At 69.6% G+C, this 24,318-nt stretch carries 23 protein-coding genes; 8 read left to right on the top strand and 15 right to left on the bottom strand.

The features are described from left to right. A complete protein-coding gene (locus ABZV58_RS15225; RefSeq protein ID WP_355000740.1) occupies nt 1–978 on the top strand; it encodes a hypothetical protein in 978 nt (325 codons plus the stop codon). Between the two features lie 112 nt (nt 979–1,090). Here the strand turns inward: ABZV58_RS15225 and ABZV58_RS15220 are convergent, their stop codons facing one another. From ABZV58_RS15220 to ABZV58_RS15210, 3 genes are all read right to left on the bottom strand, one after another. Further along, nucleotides 1,091–1,519, bottom strand: a complete 429-nt coding sequence (locus tag ABZV58_RS15220; protein WP_355000739.1) for a Fur family transcriptional regulator — start codon at nt 1,517–1,519, stop codon at nt 1,091–1,093. Between the two features lie 3 nt (nt 1,520–1,522). Continuing rightward, nucleotides 1,523–1,873 carry a metalloregulator ArsR/SmtB family transcription factor gene (locus ABZV58_RS15215; protein WP_067787209.1) on the bottom strand — a complete coding sequence of 117 codons (351 nt, stop codon included), beginning with the start codon at nt 1,871–1,873 and terminating at the stop codon, nt 1,523–1,525. Between the two features lie 83 nt (nt 1,874–1,956). Continuing rightward, nucleotides 1,957–2,940 carry a hypothetical protein gene (locus ABZV58_RS15210; RefSeq protein ID WP_355000738.1) on the bottom strand — a complete coding sequence of 328 codons (984 nt, stop codon included), beginning with the start codon at nt 2,938–2,940 and terminating at the stop codon, nt 1,957–1,959. Nucleotides 2,941–3,337: 397 nt separating this feature from the next. Between ABZV58_RS15210 and ABZV58_RS15205 the strand changes: the two genes are divergently transcribed. After that, nucleotides 3,338–4,723, top strand: coding sequence for a glycine--tRNA ligase (locus ABZV58_RS15205; protein WP_355000737.1), 1,386 nt, complete (start codon nt 3,338–3,340; stop codon nt 4,721–4,723). A gap of 115 nt (nt 4,724–4,838) precedes the next feature. Here ABZV58_RS15205 and ABZV58_RS15200 read toward each other — a convergent pair whose 3' ends face one another. Beyond that, nucleotides 4,839–5,459, bottom strand: coding sequence for a TenA family protein (locus tag ABZV58_RS15200; protein ID WP_355000736.1), 621 nt, complete (start codon nt 5,457–5,459; stop codon nt 4,839–4,841). Between the two features lie 63 nt (nt 5,460–5,522). Between ABZV58_RS15200 and ABZV58_RS15195 the strand changes: the two genes are divergently transcribed. Then, the gene (locus tag ABZV58_RS15195) at nt 5,523–6,974 is read left to right on the top strand and encodes an acyltransferase (protein ID WP_355000735.1); all 1,452 of its coding nucleotides are present in this window, start codon (nt 5,523–5,525) and stop codon (nt 6,972–6,974) included. 10 nt (nt 6,975–6,984) lie between these two features. Here the strand turns inward: ABZV58_RS15195 and ABZV58_RS15190 are convergent, their stop codons facing one another. Continuing rightward, nucleotides 6,985–8,127 (bottom strand): serine hydrolase domain-containing protein, encoded by a 1,143-nt coding sequence (locus ABZV58_RS15190; protein ID WP_355000734.1) that lies wholly within the window; start codon nt 8,125–8,127, stop codon nt 6,985–6,987. 31 nt (nt 8,128–8,158) lie between these two features. After that, entirely contained in the window at nt 8,159–8,836 is a 678-nt protein-coding gene (locus ABZV58_RS15185; protein WP_355000733.1) for an MBL fold metallo-hydrolase, read from the bottom strand. 50 nt (nt 8,837–8,886) lie between these two features. On the opposite strand from ABZV58_RS15185, the gene ABZV58_RS15180 reads away from it, so the two are divergent. Both ABZV58_RS15180 and ABZV58_RS15175 read left to right on the top strand, forming a co-directional pair. Next, nucleotides 8,887–10,866 (top strand): TPM domain-containing protein, encoded by a 1,980-nt coding sequence (locus ABZV58_RS15180; RefSeq protein ID WP_355000732.1) that lies wholly within the window; start codon nt 8,887–8,889, stop codon nt 10,864–10,866. A 45-nt stretch (nt 10,867–10,911) separates the two neighbouring features. Beyond that, nucleotides 10,912–11,730, top strand: a complete 819-nt coding sequence (locus ABZV58_RS15175; protein WP_355000731.1) for a MerR family transcriptional regulator — start codon at nt 10,912–10,914, stop codon at nt 11,728–11,730. 140 nt (nt 11,731–11,870) lie between these two features. On the opposite strand, the gene ABZV58_RS15170 is transcribed toward ABZV58_RS15175, so the two are convergent. From ABZV58_RS15170 to ABZV58_RS15130, 9 genes are all read right to left on the bottom strand, one after another. Further along, nucleotides 11,871–13,310, bottom strand: coding sequence for a molybdopterin-dependent oxidoreductase (locus ABZV58_RS15170; RefSeq protein WP_355000730.1), 1,440 nt, complete (start codon nt 13,308–13,310; stop codon nt 11,871–11,873). Nucleotides 13,311–13,446: 136 nt separating this feature from the next. Beyond that, nucleotides 13,447–14,406 carry an MlaD family protein gene (locus ABZV58_RS15165; protein WP_355000729.1) on the bottom strand — a complete coding sequence of 320 codons (960 nt, stop codon included), beginning with the start codon at nt 14,404–14,406 and terminating at the stop codon, nt 13,447–13,449. Next, nucleotides 14,403–15,458: an MlaD family protein gene (locus ABZV58_RS15160; RefSeq protein ID WP_355000728.1), complete on the bottom strand. Its 1,056-nt coding sequence runs from the start codon at nt 15,456–15,458 to the stop codon at nt 14,403–14,405. The genes ABZV58_RS15165 and ABZV58_RS15160 overlap by 4 nt, the downstream gene beginning before the upstream one ends. Then, nucleotides 15,458–16,540, bottom strand: coding sequence for an MlaD family protein (locus ABZV58_RS15155; protein WP_355000727.1), 1,083 nt, complete (start codon nt 16,538–16,540; stop codon nt 15,458–15,460). The genes ABZV58_RS15160 and ABZV58_RS15155 overlap by 1 nt, the downstream gene beginning before the upstream one ends. After that, entirely contained in the window at nt 16,540–17,577 is a 1,038-nt protein-coding gene (locus ABZV58_RS15150) for an MCE family protein (RefSeq protein WP_355000726.1), read from the bottom strand. Before ABZV58_RS15150 ends, ABZV58_RS15155 begins: the two co-directional genes overlap by 1 nt. Then, nucleotides 17,565–18,572, bottom strand: a complete 1,008-nt coding sequence (locus ABZV58_RS15145) for an MCE family protein (RefSeq protein ID WP_355000725.1) — start codon at nt 18,570–18,572, stop codon at nt 17,565–17,567. The genes ABZV58_RS15150 and ABZV58_RS15145 overlap by 13 nt, the downstream gene beginning before the upstream one ends. Further along, complete coding sequence (locus tag ABZV58_RS15140) at nt 18,572–19,603, bottom strand: MlaD family protein (RefSeq protein WP_355000724.1); 1,032 nt, start codon at nt 19,601–19,603, stop codon at nt 18,572–18,574. The genes ABZV58_RS15145 and ABZV58_RS15140 overlap by 1 nt, the downstream gene beginning before the upstream one ends. A gap of 2 nt (nt 19,604–19,605) precedes the next feature. Beyond that, nucleotides 19,606–20,469 (bottom strand): ABC transporter permease, encoded by an 864-nt coding sequence (locus ABZV58_RS15135; RefSeq protein WP_355000723.1) that lies wholly within the window; start codon nt 20,467–20,469, stop codon nt 19,606–19,608. Then, nucleotides 20,469–21,278 carry an ABC transporter permease gene (locus tag ABZV58_RS15130; protein ID WP_355000722.1) on the bottom strand — a complete coding sequence of 270 codons (810 nt, stop codon included), beginning with the start codon at nt 21,276–21,278 and terminating at the stop codon, nt 20,469–20,471. Before ABZV58_RS15130 ends, ABZV58_RS15135 begins: the two co-directional genes overlap by 1 nt. Nucleotides 21,279–21,628: 350 nt before the next feature. Here ABZV58_RS15130 and ABZV58_RS15125 point away from each other — a divergent pair, with 350 nt between their 5' ends. The 3 genes from ABZV58_RS15125 (at nt 21,629) to ABZV58_RS15115 (ending at nt 24,318) form a co-directional block, all read left to right on the top strand. Beyond that, complete coding sequence (locus ABZV58_RS15125) at nt 21,629–22,876, top strand: helix-turn-helix domain-containing protein (RefSeq protein WP_355000721.1); 1,248 nt, start codon at nt 21,629–21,631, stop codon at nt 22,874–22,876. 175 nt (nt 22,877–23,051) lie between these two features. Next, complete coding sequence (locus ABZV58_RS15120; RefSeq protein ID WP_355000720.1) at nt 23,052–24,050, top strand: alpha/beta hydrolase; 999 nt, start codon at nt 23,052–23,054, stop codon at nt 24,048–24,050. Between the two features lie 52 nt (nt 24,051–24,102). Further along, nucleotides 24,103–24,318, top strand: a complete 216-nt coding sequence (locus ABZV58_RS15115; RefSeq protein ID WP_355000719.1) for a hypothetical protein — start codon at nt 24,103–24,105, stop codon at nt 24,316–24,318.

The raw sequence follows: 24,318 nt of genomic DNA, 5'->3' as shown, positions 1-24,318 counted from the left end.
ATGAAAACCATGCAGCGAGCGGTCGCCCTCGGCCTCGGCGCGGCCCTGATCCAGGCGCTGATGTTGATCGCCTTCGCATGGCCCGCGGCCAATATCGCGCCGCGTGACCTGCCCATCGCCGTCGCCGGTCCGCAGGCTGCCGTCGTCGCCGAACGGCTCGGGCAGCGCGACCCCGACGCCTTCGAGATCACCACCTCGGCCGACGCCGCGGCGGCGCGCGCCGCCATCGAGGACCGCGAGGTCTACGGCGCGATCGTCACCGGTGGGGGAGCGCCGACTGTGCTGGTCGCCTCCGGCGCGAGCCCGGCGGTCGCCCAGCAGCTCTCCGCCATCGCCCAGCAGTTGTCCGGCGCGCCCGCCGCCGCGGTGGAAGACGTCGTCGCCGCCGATCCGGACGACCCGCGCGGCGCCGCCTTCGGCGCGATGGTGCTGCCGCTGGTGATGGCGGGCCTCGCGGCGGGCGTTCTGCTGAGCCTGCTGATCCCGTCGGTCGGCGCGAAGGTCGCTGGCCTGGTGAGCTTCGGTCTGTTCGGCGGGCTGCTGAGCATGGCGATCGTCCAAGGCTGGATGTCGGTGCTGCCGGGTAGCTACCTGATCCTGGCGTCGGTCGCCGGGCTGGTGTCCTTCACGGTCGCCGGCGCGGTGGTCGGGCTGGCCTCGGTGCTCGGCCGTCCCGGCATCGGCGTCGCGGCGCTGACCATGCTGCTGATCGGCAACCCGTTCTCGGCCGCCACCTCCGCGCCGGAGCTGCTGCCGCAGCCGTGGGGCGCGATCGGTCAGCTGCTGCCCCCGGGCGCCGCGGCCTCGCTGCTGCGCTCGGTCGCCTTCTTCGACGGCGCGGGGGCCGGGAAACCGCTTGCGGTGCTGGTGATCTGGGCCGCCGCGGCGCTCGTGCTGCTCGGTGTGGCCGCGCTGCGCGGCCGGGACGCCGCGGCACCGGTAGCCGCGCCGGTGGCCGAACCCGTCCCCGCTGCCTGATCCGGCGACAGAACGCCACTCGCCACGAAGTAGCGGGTCGTATACGCGACGAAGAAGGCCACCCGCTTCCGAGGTAGCGGGTGGCCTTCTTCGTCGCGCTGTGTCGCGTTCGTCAGTCGCGCGGTGTCTTGGCGCAGCTCCGGCAGGTGCCGAAGACCTCGATGGTGTGGCTCACCTCGGTGAAGCCGTGATCGCACGCGATGGCCTCGGCCCACGCCTCCACCGTCGGGCCCTCGACCTCGACGGTGCGGCCGCAGTGCCTGCACACCAGGTGGTGGTGGTGCCCCGTGGAGCATTGCCGGTAGACCGACTCGCCGGAGTCGGTGCGCAGGACGTCGACCAGGCCCGCGTCGGCCAGCGACTGCAAGGTCCGGTAGACGGTGGTGAGCCCGATGCCCTCGCCGCGCTTACGAAGCTCGTCGTGCAGTTCCTGGGCGGAGCGGAACTCGTCGATGTCACCGAGGAGCGCGGCGATCGCGCTGCGCTGTCGCGTGCTGCGGATTCCGACCTGCTTCTGCGGGTCCAACGTCTTCTCCTGCACGGATCACCCTTCCTCTGCGTGCGCGACGGCATCGACCACGATATGCGCCAAGTGGTCGTCGACGAGCTCGTAGAGCACCTCGCGGCCGGACCGCTCGCCGTGCACGACGCCCGCCGACTTGAGGATGCGCAGATGCTGACTCACCAACGGCTGGGTCACGCCGAGCGCGTCCACCAGCTCGTGCACGCAGCGCGGCGACTCCCGTAGCTGTAGCACGATGGCGATGCGCACGGGCGCGGCCAGGGCGCGGAGCAACTCGCCCGCGTCCTCCAGGACGGTGCGCGCGGGCACCGGCGCGGGTCCGGGGGAGCGATACGGTGTGTGCGAATGCGCGGCGGCCGTCTCGGCGGTCATCGGGAACCAACTCCTTATTGGAAAGCGATCCCATTTTGATATGCACAGGTGCGCATGTCAAACGCGGCGCGCCGGGCGCCGGGTTACGGGCAACCGTCCTCGTTCGGCATCGGAATATTCGGGTCGAAGTACTCCTCGCTGCGGCGCGCGGACGGCGTCGCCGAATTCGTCCCCGGAGGGTTGGTGTAGGCCGGTGCGAGGAAGCCCAGGTTGCCCTGCGCGCAGCCGACCGCGTAGCTGAAACCGTCCACCTCGCCGAACCAGACGCCCATCGCGTCGGCAGCGTACTTCGGGTCGTCGATCCAGCGGAATTCGATCTCCTGGCGGACCAGCGCCACGATGTCCATCGGGCCGTCGAGTTTCTGCGGCTCGGGCGCTTCGAACGCGTAGGCGACCAGGTAGTTGGTCCGCACGACCAGCTCGTCTTCGGCGTTGATCGTCGGCGTCATCGATCCGATGACGCGGGGTTGCACGGGCAGCAGCCGGAAGCCCGGCGCGATTCGTTCGGACACGTACCATGCCTTGCGCTCGTGGCCGGGCGCCAGCCTGTCCGCCAGTTTCTCGACCATCATCGGCGCGAGCAACGCCAGCACAGGGGCCGGGTCGCCGGTCTCCAGCACCGTGCGATCCAGTCGCGCGGTGATGATCAGCTGACGCACCCGCTCCATGAACTGACCGACCTGCTCGGCGGAATACTTGCCGACGGGGATCGCGGGCGGCGGTTCGATGCCGCCAGCGCCCTCGCGCCACATGGCGGCGGGGGTGTCGGCGAACGGCCTGGTCGGATCGATCTCGGCGTTCTTTCGCAGCGGCGCGGTGGACGTGCTCGCGGTGCTCGCGGACGGTGCGCTCGCGCTCGGCGCCGTCCCGTCCAGGAAGGCGAAGCCCGCCCACATCAGCACCACCGCGAGGCTGAGCGCGAGCGTCGAGAGCAGCGCGCCGCGGCTGGGTCTGGCCAGGCGGCGGGCCTTGCGCACCCTGGTCGCGCGCCGGTGATCGCGCAGAGCGCGGCGCTCGGCTTCGCGCGCCCAGTCGGAATCGAACAGATCCGGTGGCAGATCGGCCACGGCCCACCCCTATGTACTACCCGCCGAATCGTTCGGAGCTCAGCGCCCCACCCCGCCCCGGCCGTCTTCGGCAAAAACGTTGGCGCCGGGGCGATCCCGGCGGTCCGTCGGAACATGATCGCACCCGCCCGACGGTCGCGCGTCCCGGGGCCGCGGATCGGTCGGGTGTACCTCCGCCTCCACTCCGGCCGTGCGCGGACCACCGATCGACTACGCCCGGCAGTGCCGATCAGGGAAGCTCGAGCGAGCGTTCGCCTCGCGCGCGATCCGGTGCAGGTGGCTGGCGGTGCAAACTCGATTGCGCGATGCCGATAGGCTGGAGGGCACCATAGTCTTTCATCAAGTCTATTGACGGTATCGAAATCAATCCGACTCGCAGTGGATGGAGAAATCTCGCGTGGCACCCAAGTCGAAGGTGGACACCGTTGCCAACCTCGCCAAGCGCCGGGGTCTGGTGTACCCGTGCGGTGAGATCTACGGAGGCACCAAGTCGGCATGGGACTACGGTCCGCTCGGTGTCGAGCTGAAGGAGAACATCAAGCGGCAGTGGTGGCGCGCCATGGTCACCAGCCGCGAGGACGTCGTCGGCCTCGACTCGTCGGTGATTCTGCCGCGCCAGGTGTGGCAGGCCTCGGGTCACGTCGAGACCTTCACCGACCCGCTGGTCGAATCGCTCATCACGCACAAGCGTTACCGTGCCGACCACCTGCTGGAGGCCTACGAGGAGAAGCACGGCCACCCGCCGGCCAACGGCCTCGCCGACATCCGCGACCCCGAGACGGGCGACCCGGGCCAGTGGACCGAGCCGCGCAACTTCTCCGGTCTGCTGAAGACCTTCCTGGGTCCGGTGGACGACGAGGAGGGCCTGCACTACCTACGCCCGGAGACCGCGCAGGGCATCTTCGTCAACTACAAGAACGTCGAGACCACCGCGCGCAAGAAGCCGCCGTTCGGCATCGCCCAGATCGGCAAGAGCTTCCGCAACGAGATCACGCCGGGCAACTTCATCTTCCGCACCCGCGAGTTCGAGCAGATGGAGATGGAGTTCTTCGTCAAGCCGGGCGAGGACGAGCAGTGGCACCAGTACTGGATCGACACCCGCATGGCCTGGTACACCGATCTCGGCATCGACCCGGAGAACCTGCGGCTCTACGAGCACCCGAAGGACAAGCTGTCGCACTACTCGACGCGCACCGTCGACATCGAGTACCGCTTCCGCTTCCAGGGCAGCGAGTGGGGTGAGCTCGAGGGCGTCGCCAACCGCACCGACTACGACCTCAAGACGCATTCGGAGCACTCCGGCACCGAGCTCAGCTACTTCGACCAGGCCACCAACGAGCGCTACATCCCGTACGTCATCGAGCCCGCGGCCGGTCTGACCCGTTCGCTGATGGCCTTCCTGGTGGACGCCTACGCCGAGGACGAGGCGCCGAATGCCAAGGGCGGCGTGGACGTTCGCACCGTGCTGCGGCTGGACCGCAGGCTCGCGCCTGTGAAGGCCGCCGTGCTGCCGCTGTCCCGCAACGCCGACCTGACCCCGAAGGCCAAGGACCTCGCCGCCCAGCTGCGCAAGCACTGGAACGTGGAGTTCGACGACGCGGGCGCCATCGGTCGCCGCTACCGCCGCCAGGACGAGATCGGCACCCCGTTCTGCATCACCGTCGACTTCGACACCCTCGAGGACCAGGCGGTGACCATCCGCGAGCGCGACTCGATGGCGCAGGAGCGGATCGCGCTGGACAAGGTCGAGGGTTATCTCGCCCAGCACCTCATCGGCGTCTGAGTTTCACCGCGACGACCCGCGACCGCGCTGCCGGTCGCGGGTCGTCGCTTCCCTCTATGCGCCGATTCCGACTGAATGTCACCTCCACCCCGTCCCAGCGGGGTGGAGGTGACATTCAGTCGGTTGGTTTCCGGGGAACGTCCCAGAACGCCAGCTCGTGGCGCATGCCTTCGCGGAAGAGGAGCTCGGCGCGCGCGGGATCGACGCGGGATTCGTCGAGCATCTCGGCGCAGCGGCGGGTCAGCGCGGCGAAGCCGGGATCGGCGTAGGTGTCGACCCAACGCCGATATCGCGGCTCGGCGGGCGGGTCGGTGGCGAGTTCTGCACCGAGCGTCGAGTAGCCCCACATGCACGGGTAGAGCGCGGCGAGGCCTTCGCCGTAGTTCGCGGCGGAGTCCAGCAGGAAGGCGGTGTAGTTCGCGCACGGTCCGCCCTTGGTCGCGCCGTCGAGGTCGGCGCCGAACTCCGCGGCCAGCGAGCGGTGCAGGGCGAGTTCGTCGTGAAAGGTGGCGTGCGCTAGGTCGACCAGATCGCCGAGGTGCGCGGCGGGCGCCTGCCAGGCCAGCCTGCTGAACACCCGCACGTAGTCGAGCAGGAACAGGTAGTCCTGCTCCAGCCACGAGCGGAACACCGGCTCGGGCAGATCGCCCGCGGCGATACCCGCCACGGTCGGGTGGGCGCGCTGTTCGGCGACCAGCGGGCGGCCGATTTCCTCCAGATGTGCGGCGAGACTCATGTCCGTCAGTCTTCCGTACTGCCCGGTTTGCGCAGGACCCGGCGTTGCCGCACTCTTGGCGGTGTGTGGTGGACAGCGGACGATACGGTGCGGGTGCTCGCGCCGTCCGAGCAGCGTTTCGTGCGGCACGCGACCTATACCGGTCGCTCCGTTCTGGTCGAGGGCGAGCTCGATAGCACGGCCTTGCGAAGCGCTTTCGACGCGCTGCTGCGCGCCCATCCGATCCTCGGCTGCCGCATCGGCGAGGATGCCGCCGGGACCGGTCACCTGCTGCGCCCGGTGGGGAGCGCGGTGGGCGCGTGGGTCCGCGCGGGCGACACCGCGACCGTCGGGCTGCCGGAGGAGACGCTCGATCCGTCGGTTCAGCTCGCCTACCTCGACGTGGTGATCGAGAACGGCCGCTCCCGCGTGACGCTCTACGCGCACCACGCCGTCGCCGACGCGGGCCACTGCGTCTCGCTGCTCGCCCGGCTGTGGGACCGCTACACCGACGAGGTGTCCGGCATCGCGAAGGACATTGCACCGCAGGACTATCCGCGTCCGCTGGAGTGGTATGCCGCCCGGCACGGCATTCCCCGGTCGGCGGTGTCCGGTCTCGAGTCCGCGTCGCGGCCGCTGGAACACCCGCCGGTCCTGCCGCCCGAGCCGCCGACTCCCGCGCCCGCCGCGCTGGCGCGACCGGAGCGAACGATTCTCGAGCCGGGGACGACGGCGCGCATCGTGGAACTCGGGCGGCGGCACGGCGTCACCGTGAACGGGCTCATTACGGCCGCGCTGCTGCGTGCGTATGCCGAAACCGCGTGGGGGCAAGAAGATTCGAGCCCTGGTTGGTCGAGTTCACGCGCTGCGACGCCGCGCGAGGCCACTCCGGACGAGCCGAGGCCGGGCGATTCCGCGCCGCTGCGCTCCGTGTACCCAGTGGGCGAGCCGAGGTCGGGGGAATCGGGGCCGCTGCGCCGCGTGTACCCGGTGGGCGAGGGAGATTCGAGGCCGCGTGATTCCGCGCCGCTGCGGTGTGTGTACCCGGTCGACATGCGCGCACGGCTGAATCCGCCGATCGCCGCCGCCGACGGCACCAATATGGCCGGACTCGCCGCCTTCGTCGCCGACGTCACCACCGCGACCGACGTGGTCGAACTGGCGCAGCGCATTTCGGCACGGCTGCGCCACGACCTGGCCGAGGGCATCGTCCAGCAATCGGTCCTGCACTTCCCAGAGTTCTTCGGTCCCACCGCGACTCGCTCGCTGGCCGGGCACGTCGCGGTGACCAACACCGGCAGGGTCCCGCGCTTCCGCACGCCTCCCGGGCTCGCACTCACCGACTACGAGATCGTCTACCTCTCCGCCCACCCGCGCCCGTCCGCGGGACCGTCGGCGGCCGTCACCTTCCTCGTCTACACCTTCGCCGACCGCCTGTGCGTCGGCGTGCTCGGCGGCGGACCGCTCGCGGACCGATTGCCGTCGGCGGTGCGCCGGGAGCTCGCCGATCTGGCGGCGGTATCAATCGACGCCTGATCGCCGCTGGCTACAGCGCCGCGTAGGCCGCCGCGACGAGATCGTAGGCGCGGCGGTCGCCCGCGAGACCATCCCGGCGCAGGTTGGGGATGAAGGCCAGGGCGAGGTCGTGTTCCAGGTCGCCGAGGCCGACCGAGCCACCCATTCCCGGATGGCCGAAGGCGGTGGCACGCGCGCTCTTCGGGAGCTGGAAGTTGAGCGACGGGCGCATGTAGCCGAGGCCGAAAGCGCTGTCCAGGGCGAGGACTTCGTCCGCACCGCGCACTCGTTCGCGCACGGCGTCGCGCAGCGTCTCGGGGCGCAGCAGATCACCGCGGATCAGGTCGCGGTAGAAACGGGCCAGCGCGCGCGGTGTGGTCACGATGCCGGAGCCCGGCCAGCCGCCCGCGAGCACGGTCGGATCGTTGTAGGAGCCGGTGGGATTCGTCGACCCGCGCATCAGAAGAGAGTCGGGATCGCGATACGACTCGACCAGTCGCCGCACGGCGGGGTACTCGGGTAAATCCTCTGTCCGCCAATTCATTTGGGCGGGAGGCGGAAAGCCGAGGCGAGCGGCGTTCGCGATCTCGTCCGGGCCCGCCCAGAGTTCCGCGCCGAAATGCTCCCTGACGAACTCCGGAACGGTCCGGCCGGTACGCCTGCGCACCAGCTCGCCGACCAGCCATCCGAAGGTGAGCGCGTGATAGCCGTGCTTGGCGCCGGGCTCCCACACCGGAGCCTGTCCCGCGAGTTCGGCCGCCATGGCGGCGGGGTCGGCCGCGTCGAACTTGGTCAGCGACCGCTCGAAGACCGGCAGTCCCGCGCGATGGGTCAGCAGGTCCTCGACGGTGACCGCGTGCTTGCCGTGCGCGGCGAACTCCGGCCACCAGCGCCGCACCGGCTCTTCGGGACCGGTCCTCGCGCGCTCCATGACCAGCAGCGCGGCGGTGGCGGTGACGGCCTTCGTGCAGGAGAACGCGACGCACGGAGTATCAGCCAGCCACGGCCGCCCGCTGCGTTCGTCGGCGACCCCACCCCACAAATCCACCACCGGCCGTCCGCCCGCGAACACCGCGACCGCCGCCCCGCGGTTCTGCCCGTCCGCGAAGCTGGCCGCGAATACCTCCCGCACCTCCCGAAACGCGGGATCGCAGGTACCGGCAACAGAATTCACACAAAAATTAGAACACGTTCTACAGCGTGTGTCACCAGCCGCGCTCGCGCCACTCCGCCAAGTGGGGGCGTTCGGTGCCGAGGGTGGTGTCGTCTCCGTGGCCCGGGTAGACGACGGTGTCGTCGTCGTAGCGGTCGAAGAGTTTGGTGGTGACGTCGGTGTAGAGGGAGGTGAAGTCTTCGGGGCTGTGGGTTTTGCCGACGCCGCCGGGGAAGAGGCTGTCCCCGGTGAACAGGTGGATGCGGCCGGGTTCTTCGGGGAGGGCGAGGGCGACCGATCCGGGGGTGTGGCCGCTGAGGTGGATGACGGTCAGGGTGAGGTCGCCGATCTCGACGGTGTCGCCGTCGTCGAGGAGGCGGTCGGGGGTGACGGGCAGCGGGTCGGCGTCGAGGCGGTGCGCCGCGGTGGGGACGTCGAGCTCGGCGGCGACTTCCTTCAGCGCCCACCAGTGGTCGGGATGCTGGTGGGTGGTGACGATGAGCCGGACCTTGCCAGGCGCTTCCTGGGCGACGAGCTCGAGGATGCGGTCGGGTTCGTTGGCGGCGTCGATGAGCAGCGCGGCGCCGGTGGCCGCGCACTGCACGAGGTAGACGTTGTTGTCCATGCCGCCGACGGACATCTTGACGATGCGCGCGCCGTCGAGATCGCGCTGCTGCGGGTTCGAACCCGCGGACACGTGGCCGGTGTAGGGGCGGTCGATCGTGATCACGCCACGATGCTATCCACTGATTCGCCGGGAACCGGGGATAGATTCATGGGGTGCCGTCGCAGCCGAAACGTCGCGTCCGCTGGTCCGCCCCGGTGGCGGTCGGTCTCCTGCTGCTGGCCACGGCGCTGATCGGCGCGCCGACCGCCACGGCGGAGCCGCCGAGCCGGATGGACACCTATGTCGTCGACAGCGCGGGCGTGTTGGACGACGGCCAACAGGACCGGGTCCAAGCCGCGGTGGACCGTCTCTACGATGACCGGCGGGTCCGCCTGTGGATCGGCTACGTGCGCGATTTCGACGGGCTCGGCGCCGAAGCGTGGGCCGCACGCACCGCTGCCGCTTCCGGTTTCGGCACCCGCGATCTGCTGCTCGCGGTCGCCACCGGCTCGCGCGACTACTGGTTCTACGGCGACCTGCCCGCGGACATCAGCGAGAGCGAACTGGACGAACTGTTGACCCGGGAGGTCGAACCCGCGCTGCGCGACAGCGACTGGGCCGCCGCGGGCATCGCGACCGCCGACGGACTGAACTCGGCGATGAGCGCGGGCGGGGTGAGCGTTCGTACGCTGCTGATCCTGGCCCTCGTCGTCGCCGCGGTACTCGGCGCGCTGCTGCTCTACACGCGCAAGCGCCGCCGCGATCGGAACCGCGCCGAGCTGGAGGCGGCGCGCAAGGTGGATCCCGACGACAGCGCCGCCCTCGCCGCGCTCCCGTTGGAGGCGCTGCACGAGCGGTCTCGCGAGGTGCTCGTCGAGCTCGACAACGCGATGCGCACCAGCGCCGAGGAACTGGAATTGGCTGTTGGCGAGTTCGGCGCGACCGCCGCGACGCCGTTCACCACCGCGCTGGACAACGCGAAAACCGCCGCCGCCAAGGCATTCGCCATCCGCCAGCGGCTCGATGACGACATTCCGGAGACCGCCGCCGACCAGCGCCGTCTGCTGATCGAACTGATCGGCCTCGTCGGCCGCGCGGATCGCGAACTCGACGGGCGGGTCGCCGAATTCGACGCGATGCGCGACCTGCTGATCGACGCGCCAGCCCGATTGGACGCGCTGACCAGGGATCTGGTCGACCTCACCGGCCGCGTGCCCGCCTCGGAAGCCGAGCTGACCCGGCTCACCGCCGCGCATCCAGTCAGCGTGCTCGCCCCGATCCGCGACAACACGGCGATGGCGCGCGAACGCATCGCCTTCGCCGAACAGAACGTCGACGCCGGACGCGCCGCGCTGACGCGGCCGGTCGGCGAACAGGGCGCGGCCGTCGGCGCGATCCGGGCCGCCGAGGGCGCCATCGGCCAGGCGCGCACGCTGCTGGACGCGGTCGACAACGCGGCGACCACGATCCAGCAGGCCCGCGACGGACTGCCCGCCGCGCTGGACGAACTGCGCAAGGACATCGACTCGGCCACCGAGCTCGTCGCGTTCGGCGGCGCCGAGCTGGAAACCGCCACCGTGTCAGCGCGGCAAGCCCTGGACAAGGCGTCGGCCACGGCCGATGCCGACCCGCTGGACGCCTTCCACGACGCGGTGGCCGCCGACGGCGATCTGGATCGCGCCATCGCGGCCGCCACCGACCGCAAACTCGCCGCCGAGGACCTGCGCCGCCGCCTCGATCAGGCGCTCACCGATGCCCGCACCCGGGTAGCCGCGGCGTCCGACTACCTCACCACCCGGCGCGGCGGCATCGACGTGAACGCCCGCACCCGGCTCTCCGAGGCGCAGCGAAATCTCGATGCGGCGCAACGGCTCGGCGGCACCGATCCCGGTCAGGCGCTGCGGCACGCGCAGACAGCGGCCGACCTGGCGGGCCGCGCGCTACAAGAGGCGCAGGCCAGCGTGCGGGCGTGGGAGGCGAGCAGGCCGCCTTCGGGTGGGGCCCAGGCGGGCGCGGTGCTCGGCGGCATCCTGTTGGAGGGGTTGCTCCGCGGCGCGGCGGGTGGCGGGTATCGCTCCGGCGGCGGGTACCGGCCCGGCTCGTTCGGCGGTTCCAGCGGGTCGCGGCGAGTCAGCCGGGGCGGGCGGTTCTGAGTTCTTGACCCTGACACCGTGTGAGGCCGTAGACCGGAGAGCGTCATGTTCAGCATCGGAGATTTCGCCAGACACGGACGGGTGTCGGTGCGCATGCTGCGCCACTACGACGGCATCGGGCTGCTGCGGCCCGACGTGGTGGACCCGGCCACCGGCTACCGGTTCTACGCGGCCGGACAGCTCGCCCGGCTCAACCGCATCGTCGCGCTGAAGGAACTCGGCTTCACCCTGGAACAGGTGCGCCGGATACTCGACGAGGAGGTGAGCGGCGCGGAACTGCGCGGCATGCTCACCCTGCGGCACGCGGAACTGGAGCAGCGCATAGCGTCGGACCGGGAACGGCTCGTCCAGGTCGAAACAAGACTCCGCGTCATCGAGAAGGAGGGCGCCATGCCCGTGCACGATGTGGTCGTCAAATCCGTTCCGGCCGTCCGGGTCGCCGAATTGACCGGCGAAGCAGCGGATTTCGAGCCGGGATCGATCGGGCCCGTGGTGGGTCCGCTGTTCGAGGAGCTGTGCGTGCGGTTGGAGCGCGCGGGACTCACGCCGGTCGGCCCCGCCATCGCCTACTACGACGAACGCGCCGACGGGTCGGTGCTGGTGCACGCCGCACTCCCGGTCGCGGCGGAACCCGATGCGGGACAGTACTTCTCGATCGTCGACCTGCCCGCCGTCGAGCAGGCCGCCACGGTGGTGCACCGCGGCAGCATGAACGAGGTGCTGGAACCGTGGCAGGCGCTCGGCCGGTGGATCGACGAAAACGGCTACCGCTCGCAGGGTCTGGCGCGCGAGGTGACCCTGGAGTACACCGAGGACCCCGCCGGATGGGTCACCGAACTTCAGGAGCCGATCGCCAGCCGGTGAGCGCGCAGCCTGGAGTCGTTGCGGCGGCGGCTCTTTCGAGTACAACTCGGCCGGGACGCCGCCGTTCGGCGGGCCTGCGCGGTAGCCGCGGCGCACGGTTGCTGTCGAAACGATTCAACCGCGCGACCCGCCAGGCAGGCTCAGACTTGCACGGTGACCGAGTGCATGCCGGTGGGACCCAACGGGAACGGCGCGCGGGTGGCGCTTTCCTGCACGTGCCCGGAGCGGCTGATGGCGCGGGCGCGCAGGGTATGCGGGCCCGGCGGCAGCTCGAGCGTGGTGCGCCAGCGCCGCCACGCGGCGGGGGCCAGTTCGGTACCGAGATCGACCGGGCGCCATTCGCCGTCGTCGACGCTGAGTTCCACCTGCACGACGCCGTGCGGCGGCGCCCAGGCCACGCCGGTGACGGTGAGCGTGCCCGCGACGGTGCGGCCGGGGGCGGTGGCGTCGATGCGGGCGTGCGGCTCCACCCACAGCAGTTCGTCGGGCCAGCCGCGCTGGACCCAGTAGTCGGCGTGGCTGTCGTTGGTCAGTTCCAGTTCGGACAACCACTTCGCGCCGGTGTACTGGCCGTAGAGTCCGGGCACGAAGACGCGGGCCGGGAAGCCGTGCTCGGGCGGGAGCGGTTCGCCGTTCATGCCGATCACCAGGTAGCCGGGCAATTCACCGGAGCGCAGCGGTTCGGCGGGCAGCGAGATGGTGTAGCCGTCGACGGCGCGGGTCACCAGCCGGGTGGCGCCGGGCTCCGGAATCGCGTGCTTCAGCAGGTGCGCGAGCGGCACGCCGAACCAGCGCGCGTTGCCCGCCCTGCCCTGGCCGGCCCGGTTGTGGATGCAGACCATGACCGCGTCGAATTCGACTGCGTCGGCGGCCAATTCGGTCAGCGACAGCCGCAGCGGATGCGCCACCCTACCGGTGACGGCGAGCCGCCAGCGGTCCGGGTCGATGCGCGGCGGGCGCAGGTTCACGTCGGCGACGTAGAACCGGCCCGCCGTGGTGATCAACGGGGAGAGGCCGGGCTCCTCGAGCCCGTCGTCCGGCACCAGGCCGATGCCGCCGAGCGGGCCGACGCGCCGAATCACACCGTCTTGTTCGAGATCGTGATCGCGGTGCAGCTTGCGCGCCGCGGCGAGCAGTCCCGTGCCCGCCGCCGTCCACGCCAGCCTGCCGAGCAGTCCACGCGGGCGCCTGCGCAGACCGGTCGCCAGCACCGCGGCCGCCGCCGACGCCCCCGCGACCGTGGACGCGGACCTGGTCGACTTACGCAGCGCCAGGCCCGCGGCACCCGCGCCGAACACCGCCGCGGCCGGTGTGCGCAGGCGGGGCGGCAGCGCGCCCACCGCGGCGGTCGCGGCGATCACGCCCGCGCCGACGCCGAACCGGGTGACCGCCTTGTCGTGCCTGCCCGACAGTACGACGGTGGCCTCCACCACCGGCACCGGCGCGGTGTCGATCATGGCCCGGCCGACGGTATCGATCAGGGATCCGCCCTTGACAGCGGCGATCGCCTCCCCCAACCCCAGGGCGGCCATGCCCACCGCGGCCGCCCCGAGGCCGCCGCTCTCTTCGTTCGTCCGCACCGCCCGAAACACCCGCTTCCGCGTCATCGCCTACGTGGTCTCCCCAGCATTGTCCACGAATTCGCAGGCTCGGCTGGGCGAATGCTTCCGATCAGGGGAGCGGAACAGGCAGTCTCGTGGGCGGACCACGCGCCCGCTACTTCACACCAACCCGAATACGCACGGCCCCTTCGGGTTCGGCAGCCGCCAGCGCCTGCGTGATCAGCGCGCTGAGATCGACCTGCGGCGCGCTGTGCGCCGCCGCGTCGGCGAGCGGCTGGAGCATCGGCGCGAGCGGCTTCACCTCCGGGCCCACCGTGGCGATCCACTCGGTGAGCCGAGTCATGAACGGCACCAGCCCGTTTCCCTCCAGGTACATCGCGGGCGTGTCGCCGGTCTGCGCGAGGCGGCCCACCGCTTGGGCGATCTGGTCGACCCGTTGGCCGAACTCGACGAAGTTCGGTGCGGCCGTGTCGAACGAAGGCCCGGTCCAGTCCATGTCCGGCGCGATGGATTGCAGATCCGACATGATGATGCCGATTTGCGGTGACCGGCTCATGATGGCCGCGGCCAGCAGGTCGGTGGATCTGGCGAGGCCGGGCGTCACCGATTCGGTGCCCTCCATCGCAATGCCGAGGGTGTCGATGAATTCGCCGATGGCGTTCGGGTCGAGCTGGTTCATCACCTGGGTGACCAGGCGGGCGACCTCCGGGGTCGAGAGCGGCGCGCGCACCCGAAGGCCTTCCAGCACCTGGCCTTCGGTCAGGTAGGGACCGTCGTCGGTGTTCGGGGTGAATTCCACGTACGGCTCGCCGAGCGCTGACAGTCCCTCGATGACGACGGTGCTGTCCACGGGAAGCCGGTGGCGCCGATCGAGGTCGAAGTCGGCCTCCACCCGCCCGCGCCCGCGCCGCAGCGCGGTGACCTCACCGACCTTCACGCCGCGCAACAGGATCGGCGAACCCACCTCGAGCCCACCGGAATTGGTCAGCGCCAAGGTCGCCCGCAGGTCTTCGCGCAGCGGCTCCACCCGCACGACGCCGAAGGTGAGATAGGCGATGCCGAGCACCGTGATGACGGCGATCCCGCCCAGTGACAACAGCGAACCGACCTTCATCGCACCGCTCCGATCATGCGCAGCGCCCCGACGATCTGCTCGACCTGGTCGTCGGTGGAAACGTCACCGGAATTCACTGTCACCCCAACGATGTTCACCTTCGGTCCGCGTTCGACGAACGGGATGATCCGATCGCGGATCAGCGCCACGAGGGCGTTCAGGTTCGACGGTGCGGTGAGATCGAGCGGCCGCGACGTGAGGGCCAGCGGGACGAACGCGCGAGCCGCGGCATCACCCGCCTGCGCCAGCGGGGCCAGCCACACCAGCGAATGCGCGACGCTGCCCAGCGCGCCGAGTACCCCGACGACATCGACGATGGACGCGACCGAGGCCGAAACCTGTTCCACGGCGGGCTCGGTCAGTAGTTCGGCGACCTGCGGACCCATCTGGCTCACCACGGCGGAATCGGCGGTCAGCGCGTCGAGGAAGATGTCGACCTCCCGCAGGTGTTCGGCGAGGTCGATCGCGTTGGCGCCCACGGTTTCCGAGATCCGTGCCGTCTCGGCGGGATCGGCGGGCAGCACGGTGTTGAGCCGGTCGACGATCTCCTGGAACTGGCTGATCGCCCCACCCTGCGCGAACGTCGCGACGCCCGCCATCGTGTCCTCGATCTGGGTGGCCGGGACCGTCTGCGCGCGCGGGATGGTCCCGCCCGCCGCGAGGAGCGAACCGAAGCCGTCGGGCGGAGTGGCCAGCGCGATGTGGATGTCGCCGAGCACCGTGTTCTGCCGCAGCTGGGCGAGGGTGCTGGTCGGAATCCGCACCGACTTCTCGATCTCCGCCTCCACGACGACATAACCGCCGCCGCCGTTCGTCGCGGCCGGATCGACCACGCTCACCCCGGTGACGTTGCCGACCTGCGCTCCGTTGGCCATGACCTTGGCCCGCGCGGGCAGGTTCAAGGCGTTGGCGAACTCGATGCGGATCGGGTACGTCGGCCCTGATACGGAGGCCCCCGGCACCGGAACCGAGGCCGGATCGAACGCGCAGCCGCCGAGCAGCGTGGCCGCGAGCAGCGCGGCGAGCAGGCCGTGGCGAATTCTCGGGGCCATCACCGCGCCCCCGCCATGCCGAGGACCCAGTGCACCAGGTCGACCTGCGGTTTGCCATCGGCCGACGCGCCGCAGCGCCCGGGAGAGATCGCGTTGATCGCCGCGCACACCTGTGCCGCATCCTGTTCCGGTAGGGCCACTTTCGGTGGCAGGTAGGTGAGACCGGTCGCCGTCACGGTGCCGATAGCCGCGGTGAGCGCCGGGACCTTGGTGACGATGTCGCGCAGGCTGTCCACGTTGTCGCGCAACAACCGCACCAGCGGCACGGTGGCGTCCAGCACTCGGAAGATCGGATCGCCGAACATGCTCGTGATCTCGTTGAGCATCGGCAGCAATCGCTGGAAGCTGTCGATGATCTCGACGGTCCGGCCGAACAGTTCGTTGTTCACCTGGCCGAGCACGTCGGAGAGGCGCAGCAGCATCGACTTGATGTCGCCCCAACGGGCGGCCACGCTGCCCGACAGCGAGGACAGCGCGTCGATGAGTCCGGCCAGGTGGCCGATGGCGGCATCCGGGGAGTTCAGCGCGCCGCCCAGCTTGCGGACGATCTCGTTGAGCTGCGGGCCGGTGCCCGCCGTCGCCGCGTTCAGCGCGCCGATGCCGCGGGCCAACGCGTTCTGTTCACCGTCCTCGGGACCCGTTACCTCGCTGGACAATTCGGCCAGCGCGCCGAGCGTTTCCGTCATGCTCTTCGGCGTCAGCGTTTTGGTCAGGCACCGCGCGGAATCCCAGCGCCCGGTGCCGGTATTCACCAGCGCGAGTTCACGATCGGCGACGATGGTGTCGGAAACCGTCGTCGCCGCGGCGTCCGCCAGCAGGGGATGGTCCGCGTCGACGGTGAACTCTACCCGCACCGAGGTGGGCGACGGCTCGATCGCGGTCACCTCGCCGACCGGCAGACCGCGCATGGTGACGTGATTACCGACGTACAGGCCGATCGTGTCGGGCATCAGCGCGCAGTAGGTCTCGGTCCTCCTGAAGGGGTCCGCGGCCACCACATACGCGGCCGCCGCCATCGCCACGATCACCAAAGCTCCGGCGACGGACATGAATCCGCGAGATCCGAGGACTTTCGACAGCATCAGCAGACCCTCCCGGCCACGGGCACGCAGATCGGTTCGGCCGACGGCGGCGCCTGCACGGTGGTGTTCGACTGATCGATCACTACCTCGCCCTCGTGCGGAACGAGCTGTCCGAGGCGCTGGCCGAGCGCGTGCACATCGTCGATGACCGGTTGCAGACGTTCACCGAGCCGTTCCAGTTCCGGCACCGCCGCGGCGAGTTGCTCGGCCATCGGCCGGAGCGTGCCGCCCCAAGCGGGCTGCAGCGCTCCGAGCCTGCTGATCACCCGGTCCAGCGCCTCCACCGCCGTGCGCACCTCGGTGCGTTTGTCGGCCAGCAGCGTCTCGAGCAGGTTGACCTTGTCCACCAATCGTCCCAGCTCACCTTTCGCGGCGCCGACGGCGGTGAGGTATTCGTCCGCTATGCCAATGGCTTTCGAGACGTCGGCGCGCTGCTGATCGAGCACGTCGACGAAATGCTCGACACCGTCGAGCGTGCGACGCAGGCTGTCCGGGCTCGCCTCGAGCGAGTCCGCCATCGCGGCCAGGTTGTCGCGCAGGCCGGTCCCGTCGACGCGGCGAATCGGTTCGACGGCGTCCTGGAAGGCTTGAATCAGGCTGTAGGGCAGGCGGACTCGATCCGACGGGATGGTTCGGGAGCCGAGCGGGACGTTCCCGGCGGGGAACAATGCCACGTAGTGGCCGCCGACGATCGTCAGCATGCGAATGTCCAGCGAGGTCTCCTTGCCGACGAAGACCGACGAGTCGACGGTGAACGTCATCAGCACCCGATCCTGTTGCAACTCCAGCGATTCGACGCTGCCGACGGAGATGCCCGCGAGGCGCACGTCGTCACCGGGACGCACCGACTGGGCCTCGGTGAGCTCGGCCGTGTAGGTGCGCTCGCCGAACGGCACCGCGTACAGCACCGCGACCGCCGCCATGGCCAGCGCGACGAGCAGCACGCCGAGCACGCCGAGGCGCAGGTCGCGCCTGCGGGTGGCGGCCTCGTCGCGGCGCGGCCGGTCCCGGTCGAACAAGCGCGTCAGCCCTTGCATATCGCCACCTTCTGGCCCGCGATCAGCACGTCGAGCGCGCCGGGGACGTCGGCCCGGCCGCGACTGCACGTCAGAGCGGTGTTCGATGTTGTCGCCGGAAGCGCCTCGCGCAGACCGGCCAGCAGGGCGGGCAGCCTGCCGAGCAGGTCGACGAAGACACGCGGGTCCGGGAAGAGTGTGTGCACGATGGTGTCCAGGTCGGGGTTGGCGTCCTCGGTGAGCCCGAGCGTGGCGAGCAGCGAGTCGACCGGATCGAGGACCGGCGGCGCGGTGACCGCGAAATCGATCAGTCCGGTGATCTTGATCTGCAGCGAGGTGAAGACGTCGGCCAGCTTGCTCAGCAGCGTCACCAAATGCGGTGAGCGCCCGCCGATTTCGTCCGAGATCTTGGACAAGTTCCTGATCAGCGTCGAGACCACCTGCTGACGGTCGATCGCGTAGCTGCTGAGCGTCCCGATGGCGTCGAGTGCGGGGCCGACGCCGTTGCCGTTGCCTTCGATCACCGCGAGCATGCTCTCGCTGAACTGGTTCACCGTCTCGGGCGAGAGGGTGGCCAGCACCGGCTTCAGACCGTTGAACAGGCTGGTCACGTCGAACGAGGGCACGGTGCGGTCGGCGCCGATCGTCGATCCCGCCGCGGTGCGGCCGCTCGGCGTGTTCTGCTGCTGCAGATCCACGTATCGCTGTCCGGTGAGATTCTGGTAGCGGATCGCGAACCTGGAGTTGTCGTAGACCGGCGAGGCGCGGCGCACGCTGATGCCTACCAGGGCCTGATTACCTTGCAGCGCAATGGTTTCGACCTTGCCGACCTGGACGCCGAACATGCGCACGTCGTCACCGGTCTTCAGGCCGTTGGCGTCGGTGAAGACCACCCGGTAGCTGTCGGTGTCGCCGGACACCGGGCGCTGAATCGCGGTGATCACCAGCGCGAGCACCGCCACCATCGCGCCCGCGAACAGCGCGAGCCGCAGACCAGCCGCGCGGACCGAGATCATCACCGGCCTCCTGCATCGCCGAGCAGCGGCGCCAGGACCGGCACCGTGCGCACGTCGATGTCGACGTTCAGGACGGGGCCATCCGGGGTCTCGGGCATGGCCGAGCGCAACCGATCGAGCAACTCGCGCAGTTCGGCACTGGACTGCTCCGGCGTCGACACCATCCCGGCGGCGGCCGCGAGAATGGGCGTCAGCATCGCCGCGTATTCGGCGAACTCGTCACCCGCGCGGTACATCGTCCGTTCGAAGGCCGGGAAGAGCTGCTCGACGACCGTGTCGATGGTCGCGTCGAAGCGCTCGCGGTCCGTGCGCAGCACCGGAATTCGATAGACCTGATCGATCACCTGCAGGGTCGCGCCGACGAACGGCGCCGCGCCGCCCAGCGCCGAGCCGAACTGGCCGAGCTGATACGACAGCGGCAGTGTCTGCGCGTCGGCGACCGTGCGGGCCAGCACCACCATCGACTGCAGCAGCGGCGTGAACGCCCGGATGTCACCCGCGAGCTGGGCAAGCACCGAGGTCAGCTGCGCGGTGAGCACCTCGTTGCTCACCCGGGAGACGCTGCGCAGCAGGCTGCCCATCGTCGCGTCGTAGGCGGCCGCGGCGTTCGCACCGGTCAGGTCGATCACCGTGCCCGGCCGCAGGGCCGCACCGCCCGGTCCGGGGCGCAGCTCGAGTTCGCTGATGCCGAAGACGTTTCCGGTCGCGTAGTCCACGCGCAGGCTGTCGTCGAGACCGTCCAGGCGAGAGTCGTCCAGCAGCAAGGTGATCCGCTGCGTGCCCTGCGCGTCGGGTGCGATCTCGGCGACCTCGCCGACCAGCACGCCGTCGGCCCTGACCTGCGTGCCCGCGACCACCCCGTCGCCGATCTGCTCGGTGTGCAACGAGATTCGCAGGCCGTCCTCCTCGCGGACGCTGTCGTAGCCGCGCCAACCCGCGCCGACGCATACCACCGCCGCCAGCAAGACCGCCCCGGTGCGCATCGACATCTTGCGGTCGATCGCGACACCGGGCATTCCGTAATTCGGCATTCCTACCCCGTGAAACTGATGGCGGCGTTGAAGCCCCACAAGACGATGGACAAGACCATGTCGACGGCGATGATCGCCACGAAGCTCGCGCGCACCGCGCGTCCGGACGCGACGCCGACGCCTTCCGGGCCGCCGGTGGCGAAAAACCCGTAATAGCAATGGATCAGGATGACCACGGTGCCGAAGATCGCGACCTTGAACACCGCGGCGATCACGTCGAATCCGGACACGAACTGGAAGAAGTAGTGGTCGTAGACACCCGAGGACTGCCCGTGCACCAACGTGATCAGCCCGCGGCAGGCGAGATAGGACAGGATCAGCGCGATGAGGAAGGTGGGCACGATCGCGATGGCGCCCGCGATCACGCGCGTCGTCACCACGAACGGCACCGAACGCAGGCCGAGCGCCTCCAACGCGTCGATCTCCTCGGAGATGCGCATCGAACCGATTTCGGCGGTCATCCGACAGCCCGCCTGCGCGGCGAATCCGATCGCGGCCGCGATCGGCGCCAGTTCGCGGGTCGTCGCGAACGCCGAGATCAACCCGGTGACCGGGCCCATGCCGAGCATGTCGAGGGTGGCGAAGGATTCGACGCCGACCGACGCGCCCATCGCGGCGCCGAGCACGATCATCATCGGCACGGTGCCGCCGCCCACGATCACCGAGCCGCGCCCCCAGGTCATATTGGTGATGGCGCGCATGGTCTCGGCGCGATAGTGGGTGACCGTCAGCGGGCTGGAACTCAGTGCCTGCCAGACGAATCCGGCCGCGAAGCCGATGGCCTCCAGCGGATGCAGCGGCCGGGCCGCGCGTAGTCGGCGGGTCAGCCTGCCGAGCCCGGCGGGGACGTAGGAGGACGCGGTCATCAGGCCAGCCTCGTGGGCAGGAACATCGCGGTCACCTGCGTCAACAACAGATTCACACACACGATCGACACCACCGACAACACCACCGCCGCGTTCACCGCATCAGCCACACCCCGCGGACCCCCCTTGGCCTCCAACCCCCGCTGACACGCGATCACCACCACCAAAAACCCGAAGATCAACGCCTTCACCAACGACATCCACACATCCCCCGCCGTCGTGAACGACCCGAACGTCGCCCAATACGACCCCGGGGTGACGCCTTGCCCACCGATCGCCACCGCATACCCGGCCAACACCCCCACGAAAATGATCAACACGTTCAACAACGGCGCCACGACCAACATCGCCACCATCCGCGGAATCACCAACCGATGAACCGGCGAGATCCCCATCGTGTGCAACGCATCGATCTCCTCCCGAATCGTGCGCGCCCCCAGATCCGCCGCGATCGCCGCCGCCCCCGCACCACCCAACAGAAACCCCGTCGCCATCGGCGCACCCTGCTTGATCACCCCCAAACCACCGGTGGCACCCAACAACGAATCCGCACCCAACGTGTGGATCAGATTGCCCACCTGGATCGACACGATCACCCCGAACGGAATCGCCATCAAAATCGCGGGCACCGTCGTCACCGTGATCAACCGCCACGCCTGCAAGATCGCCTCACGCCACTGAAACTCCCGGCGCACCACATCCCCCACCGCGCCGACCACCGACTCCTGCGCGATACCCACCGCACGACCGAAGGTCCGCAACGACGACGTGACCGTCTCCGAGAAGTTCTCGCGAACGGTGCGCAACATCGCCGGACCACCCCCGTCGGCCGCTGCCGCTCGCGAAATATCGCGGAAGGTCCCCACCAAGTTCGCCGCTCCCTTTCCGCACTGCTCGGGTTGTGACTCGAGCCATAGCCCGGCCGGTGTCCGAATCTAGGGGGCTGGCGCGACCCTTGTCACTGCACATCGGCGAGAAGATCGACCATGCCGATTCGTCTCCAGAGACTAAGTGCGCCAGATTCGCGACGTATCGCTCCTGCTCACCGACAGGCCCGGCCGACCGGTTCGTTCCGCACCGCGCCGCGCTTTGTCGCGTGAGCCGATCTCGGCCGTCAGGGGAACTTGCAGCAACATCGGGTCGCGGTCAAAATGCCGCAATGCCCGCACTGCCGTCACCGCTCTCGATCGATGCCCCGATCATCACCCGGCTCCTTCCGCGCCTCACCGATCTGTTCACCGAGTTGCTCGATGCCGGGATCGCGGCGATCCCCGGCGCCGAGGCGTTGCCCGCCGGGCATTTCAACGACGAGGTCGTTCCGGCGATCGTCGCCGGGGCGGGGGCCTTCCTCGCGGCGCTGGACGAGAAACGAGCGTGCACTCCCGAGGAAGTGGCCGAGTGGGTCGTGCCGGTGGTGCAGCGGCATGCCGAAGACCGAATTCCGTTGCGGGCGTTGATCCAAGCGCTGTTCGGATCGGTGCGGCATCTCTGGCGCGAGGCGGGGACGCTCGCCGAACCCGACGACCTGCGTGATCTGCTGGCCTTCTCCGATCTGCTGCTGGAGTTGCTCGCCAACATGACCGTCTCCATGGCCGAGACGCACAGCGACGTGGAGCAGTCGATCTACGGCAGCGAACGGGAGGCCCGCAGGCTGTTGTGCGCCGCGTTGCTGCGCGGCGTCGAGACCGCCGAACTGGCCGCCCGCGCCGACATCGCACTGGCGGAGCGCTACGACGTGCTCGCCATCCAAGTCGTCCCGTTCAACCAGGCGGACCCGAGGGTCGACACAGTAGTGGCCCGCCGCCGAATCCGGCTGGTACAGCAGGCGCTCGACACCCTCGCCGCGACCACGGCGCTGAACACCTTCGACGGCACGACCGGTATCGCGCTGCTGCCGACGGCCGCCGACCCGTCGATCGATCCGCCGTACGGGGAATTGGGCGCGGCGCTCGCGGCTCGGCTCGGCAGTTCGGTCGTCGTCATCGACGCCGGATCGGTACCGCGCGACGAACTGGTGTCGGCCGCGAGCGAGGCCGCCGAACTCGGTGATCTCGCCAGGGCGCTCGGCCTCCCGACGGGCACCTACGTGCTGGACGACCTGATGCTGGAGTATCAGCTGACCCGTCCGGGCCGGTCCCGAGAACGATTGGCGCAGCGCATAGTTCCGCTCGAGCCCTACCCGCATCTGCTGGAGGCGCTGGACGCGCACATGCGCCACGGCGCCGATCGCAAGGCGGCGGCGGCCGAAGTGCACCTGCACCCCAACAGCTTCAGCTACCGCCTGCGACGCGTCGCCGAACTCACAGGCTTCGATCCCTCCGATCCCACCGAATCCCGGCTGCTCGCGGCGGCGTTGATGGTGTATCGCCTCTACCCGCCGGCCGTCGCGGCGGCGGATCCGATCTGACCGCGATTCGTTCCGCGTGACTAACGCGGCAGCCCGTATTCTCGTATCGATGCAGTGACACCGACTCAGACGGTTGCCGATACTTGTGCCAGGATCACAACGCGGGTCGTCGGCGTTGCGCGGGCTCGAAGCGCTCGTGCGGGCAAGGGGACCCAGGACGAGAAGGGCTGCCACCATGAATTCGGTCGACGTGGACCGTTCCGCCGTACGCCCCCAACCGAATCCGCTGCGCACCGACTTCGCGGGCGGCAGTTTCCGCTCCCGCGTTCTCGACGCGGCGATCCGGTACTCCGTGCGGCCGTTCATCGCCCTCTGGTCGCGCTACCCGGACCTGCCGTGGCCGTACGGCGCGATCGATCATCTGGGACGGGTGCTGCGCACCGCGCCGGGCTTGAGCCGTCAACGTATCGCGTTGCCGCACTGCGGAGCCGAGCTCACCACGCCGCGGACCTTCGACGAATCCCGATTCGTGCTCTACCTCCACGGCGGGGCGTTCCTGGTCGGGAACCGGACCCTGCACCACCAGATGGTCGGGCGCTTCGCCGACATGCTCGGGGCGCGTATCCTCGCGGTCGGCTACCGCAAGATGCCCAAATACGGTATCGCCGAGGCGGTCTCGGATTGCGTCGACGGGTATCGGCACGCATTGGAGATGGGCATCGCGCCGGAGAACGTCACCGTGATGGGCGATTCCGCGGGCGGATACCTCGTCTTCGCGACGGCGTTGGAGATCCGGCGCCAGGGTCTGCCGATGCCCGCCGCGATCGTCGCCATGTCGCCGCTCACCGACTGGGATCACTCCGCGAAGCTCGCCGCGCCCACCGGCGGCGTCTGCGCGGTCTTCCCGGTCCGCGCCGTGCCGATCTTCGGTGCGCTCGCCGAGCGAACGTGCGGGGCAACGCCTTTGGTTTCGCCCGCGCACGCTGATCTGACCGGATTGCCGCCCACGTTGATTCAGGCCAGCTCCAGCGAATTCGTCTATCCCGACGCCGAACTCATGGCCGAGCGCCTGGCCGCCCACGGCGTGTCCTGCGAACTCCAGATCTGGCCGGGGCAGGTGCACGTCTTCCAGGCGGCGGCCTCGATCGTGCCGGAAGCCGCCGAGGCCGTCCGGGAGATCGGCGGCTTCCTCGACCGCACGCTCTGGCAGCGCGCCGAGCGTCGCACCGCCTGATCGAACAACCCAGCCAGTCAACCTTTTTCGACACCAAGGAGCCACAACCGGGATGACCGATCCGAAACGTGAGCTGCTCGCCGAACTGGCCGAGCCGCGCGAGATCATCGACCAGCTCACCGACGAGGAGGCGAGGACACTGGCGACCCTCCTGCACCGCGCCGAACAACAGCAGCGGCACAGTCTCGACGCGGCCATCGACGGCGCGCTCGAAGTACTGCCGCGGCTCGTGCGCATCCCGGCCCGCAAGATCCTGTTCGGAAAGTAG

Origin of the sequence: Nocardia sp. NPDC004654, assembly GCF_040609595.1 — a bacterium.
Taxonomy (GTDB): Bacteria; Actinomycetota; Actinomycetes; order Mycobacteriales; family Mycobacteriaceae; genus Nocardia.
Note: the sequence above shows the minus strand (reverse complement) of the source record. Positions and strands in the feature narration are given on the sequence as shown.

Bases quoted from the DNA above. Each gene is read 5' to 3' on its own strand.
- ABZV58_RS15225 (WP_355000740.1), top strand. From the start codon at position 1: ATGAAAACCATGCAGCGAGCGGTCGCCCTCGGCCTCGGCGCGGCCCTG.
- ABZV58_RS15215 (WP_067787209.1), bottom strand. From the start codon at position 1,873: ATGACCGCCGAGACGGCCGCCGCGCATTCGCACACACCGTATCGCTCC.
- ABZV58_RS15200 (WP_355000736.1), bottom strand. From the start codon at position 5,459: ATGAGTCTCGCCGCACATCTGGAGGAAATCGGCCGCCCGCTGGTCGCC.
- ABZV58_RS15175 (WP_355000731.1), top strand. From the start codon at position 10,912: ATGTTCAGCATCGGAGATTTCGCCAGACACGGACGGGTGTCGGTGCGC.
- ABZV58_RS15165 (WP_355000729.1), bottom strand. From the start codon at position 14,406: ATGAAGGTCGGTTCGCTGTTGTCACTGGGCGGGATCGCCGTCATCACG.
- ABZV58_RS15160 (WP_355000728.1), bottom strand. From the start codon at position 15,458: ATGGCCCCGAGAATTCGCCACGGCCTGCTCGCCGCGCTGCTCGCGGCC.
- ABZV58_RS15155 (WP_355000727.1), bottom strand. From the start codon at position 16,540: ATGCTGTCGAAAGTCCTCGGATCTCGCGGATTCATGTCCGTCGCCGGA.
- ABZV58_RS15150 (WP_355000726.1), bottom strand. From the start codon at position 17,577: ATGCAAGGGCTGACGCGCTTGTTCGACCGGGACCGGCCGCGCCGCGAC.
- ABZV58_RS15145 (WP_355000725.1), bottom strand. From the start codon at position 18,572: ATGATCTCGGTCCGCGCGGCTGGTCTGCGGCTCGCGCTGTTCGCGGGC.
- ABZV58_RS15140 (WP_355000724.1), bottom strand. From the start codon at position 19,603: ATGCCGAATTACGGAATGCCCGGTGTCGCGATCGACCGCAAGATGTCG.
- ABZV58_RS15135 (WP_355000723.1), bottom strand. From the start codon at position 20,469: ATGACCGCGTCCTCCTACGTCCCCGCCGGGCTCGGCAGGCTGACCCGC.
- ABZV58_RS15130 (WP_355000722.1), bottom strand. From the start codon at position 21,278: ATGTTGCGCACCGTTCGCGAGAACTTCTCGGAGACGGTCACGTCGTCG.
- ABZV58_RS15125 (WP_355000721.1), top strand. From the start codon at position 21,629: ATGCCCGCACTGCCGTCACCGCTCTCGATCGATGCCCCGATCATCACC.
- ABZV58_RS15120 (WP_355000720.1), top strand. From the start codon at position 23,052: ATGAATTCGGTCGACGTGGACCGTTCCGCCGTACGCCCCCAACCGAAT.
- ABZV58_RS15115 (WP_355000719.1), top strand. From the start codon at position 24,103: ATGACCGATCCGAAACGTGAGCTGCTCGCCGAACTGGCCGAGCCGCGC.